The following is a 2,921-nucleotide window of genomic DNA, read 5'->3' as shown; positions in this document are numbered from 1 at the left end:
CGAAGACGGTGACCGGCTGAGGTTTCGGCATGACTTGCTGCGCGAGGCCACCCGGCAGTCGTTGCCGCAGTCGTTGCAGCGGGCGATGGAGCGCCAATCGGCGTCGGTCATGCTGGGGATGGGCGCGGCCCCGGCCGAGGTGGCCACCCAACTGGCGCGCAGCGCCGAGCCCGGGGACCGGGAGGCGATCGACGCACTGCGCCAAGCCGCACAATCGGTTGGCCACAGCGATGCGAGCGCGGCCGCGGACTTAAGCAAACGCGCGTTCGAGCTGTTGCCCACCCACGACCTTGACTATGGGGCACTCGTCGCCGACACGGTGGAGTGGCTCAACCGAGCCGGCCGCTACGGGGAGGCCGAAGAATTGGCCGTCGCGGCGCTCGCGGAGGCCGCGTCGCCGGAGGTAGAGGCAGAGATCCGCCTCCGGCTCCCGGCGCACACTAAGCACAGCACGCAGCGGCGGGTGGAGGAGAATCGGCGGGCGCTCGAATTGCGCGACATCAGCGAAGTCACCCGGGCACGGCATCTGGCGTGGCTGGCCTACAACCTGGCGTTGCAGGACCAGGGTGGGCAACGGCGCACGGCAGCCGACGAGGCCGCCGCGGCCGCGGCAGCCTCCGGCGATCTCGAGGCCACAATCATGGCCGACGTCACCCTCGCTTTGCTCGACGCCGGTGAGGGGTACACGGGCCGCGCCGTAGCCCGCCTCGAAGAGCTTTGCCCGCCCGCGTCCACGAATGATGCGGTATTAGCTCATGCCTATGCCGCAATGCACTGCGCAAACCTGCTGGCAGTGGTCGGCCGGTTGGACCACGCGACGGCCCGGGTCGCCCACGGCATAGGGCAAGCCCGCCGGGAAGGCAACGCGATGGCCCTCGCTATCTGGGCCGTCTTTAGTGGGATCGTCCACCTCGCTGCCGGCCGGCTGTCGGCCGCTCGCGACGCGACGGAGTCCCTGCCGCCCCCACAGCCGACAGGCGCGACCGAGCCGGACATACTGCGCATGGTGATTCTGGCCGCGGTGGCGGCGCACACGGATGACCGAAACTTGCTGCAGCAGATGGCCAATGACGCGCGCGATGCCTACTCCACTGGCTCAGCCGCCGTACGTCGAGGAGCGGCGTATGTGCTCGCGCTGACGGCGTGGCAGCGCGCCGACCTGCATGACGCGATGCGCTGGCTCGGCGAAGTCACCCTACTGGGGACACCCCTTTTCCCCCATGCATTAGCTCGGCTGATCTTGGGTGCGCGGGTTGCCTCGGGCGCCGGCGATGCCGGCTTGCGCGCGCGTGTCTTGCAGGCCACCGAGGTGCTGGAGCGTGAGCGGCCTGTGGTGCCGCTGTTGGCAGGGGTGGCCGGGTATGCCCGCGCGATCCTCGAACACGATGCCCAGGCGCTGGTGGCTGCCGCGGAGTTGCTTCATTCGTCGTCGCGGCCGCTTCTTTACGCAGGCGCCGCCGAGGACGCCGGCGGTGAGCTGAGTCGCGCACAGCGCAACGCCGAGGCGCTCGACCAGCTCAATGCGGCGTTCGACACCTACATCGAGTGTGAAGCGATTGCCGATGCCCGCCGGGTCGGCCGCGCGCTGCGCCGATTAGGCGTGGAACGGCGCATCGTCACTCACCCTCGGCCAAGAAGCGGTTGGGACAGCCTCACCGACGCCGAACTCAAGGTCATCAACCTCATCGCCGAAGGCGCCACCAACCGCTCCGTCGCCACGCAGCTGCACCTCTCCCCCCACACCGTGAAGACCCACATCCACAACGCATTCGCCAAGCTCGGCATCACCTCTCGCGCCCAATTGGCGCAGCTCATGCGGGGCACCGATTAATCGACAGCAAATCAAGTAGTTGATTACAATTGCGCCACTGCAACAGTCCAATAACTCGTGGACGGGAAACCCGGTGGGGCCTTCAACCGGCCTTTTTGATGTCGGCGGTCAGTGGCTGGTCACTCCGCCGATTCGGGGGCGGGCAGACGAGCTGAAACTGATCGCCGCGCTGGTTACCGCGGTGGCTCAAGGGCGTGGGGGCGCGCTGGTCATCGAAGGGCCGCCCGGTATTGGCAAGAGTCGGTTGCTGACCGAGGTGTTGGCGCTGGCCGACACGTGCGGAGTGCGCACTTTGTTCGGGGAGGCGTTCGAGTATCAGCAGACGGTGCCGTTCTTCTCGTTATTCATGGCCACCCTGCACGCTGATCCCCCGGTCGGAGACGCCGAGGCACTGCGCCAACTAGGCGGCTCGGCCGATCTGCGCTACTGGGTGGTACACGATCTGCACAACGCGATTCATGCAGCGGCCGGGCAAACCCCGCTTGTGATTGTGCTCGAGGACATCCACTGGGCCGACAACGGCACGGCCATGGCGCTGCGGTCGCTGGCCACCGCGCGCCCGGACGTACCTGTGTTGTGGGTCTTGACCGCCCGCACCGGAGCCGGCGGACCGGCGGTACAGGAAACCCTGTCGGTGCTGCAGCACGCGAACGCCACATTCGTGCGATTGGCGGCCATCACGCCGGATGCGGTCGCTGAGATGGTCGGCGACGCGGTGCGAGCGAAAGCCGATGTGTCGCTGCTGAATTTGGCCGCCAAGGCGCACGGAAACCCGTTTCTGGTCAGCGAGCTGGTCGGGGGGCTGGGCGAGGAGGACCGGCTAAACGTTAGCGGCGGGCGGGCGATGGTCACCGGAGACGGGCTGCCGCGGCGCCTGGGCGCAACGATGCGCCAGCGGCTGGACCTGCTCTCCGATAGTGCTTCGGAGGTGGTGCGGGTGGCCGCGGTGCTGCCGGATCGGTTTTCGGCCGGCTTGCTGGCCGCGATGCTGGAACGGTCGCCGGCGTCGTTGTTGTCGGCGCTCGAGGAAGCGGTGCGCGCGGATCTGCTCGTCGAAGACGGTGACCGGCTGAGGTTTCGGCATGACTTG

2 protein-coding genes are annotated in these 2,921 nt (G+C 67.9%); both read left to right on the top strand.

What is annotated here, in order from left to right; genetic code table 11:
* Positions 1 to 1,831 (top strand): LuxR family transcriptional regulator (locus tag A5625_RS09570; RefSeq protein ID WP_066992083.1); only part of this gene is annotated, 1,831 nt, incomplete at its 5' end.
* 73 nt (positions 1,832 to 1,904) lie between these two features.
* The coding region (locus tag A5625_RS09565) for an AAA family ATPase (RefSeq protein WP_197516036.1) at positions 1,905 to 2,921 on the top strand (1,017 nt) is incomplete at its 3' end.

Source organism: Mycobacterium sp. 1465703.0 (assembly GCF_001672975.1).
GTDB lineage: Bacteria > Actinomycetota > Actinomycetes > Mycobacteriales > Mycobacteriaceae > Mycobacterium.
Note: the sequence above shows the minus strand (reverse complement) of the source record. Positions and strands in the feature narration are given on the sequence as shown.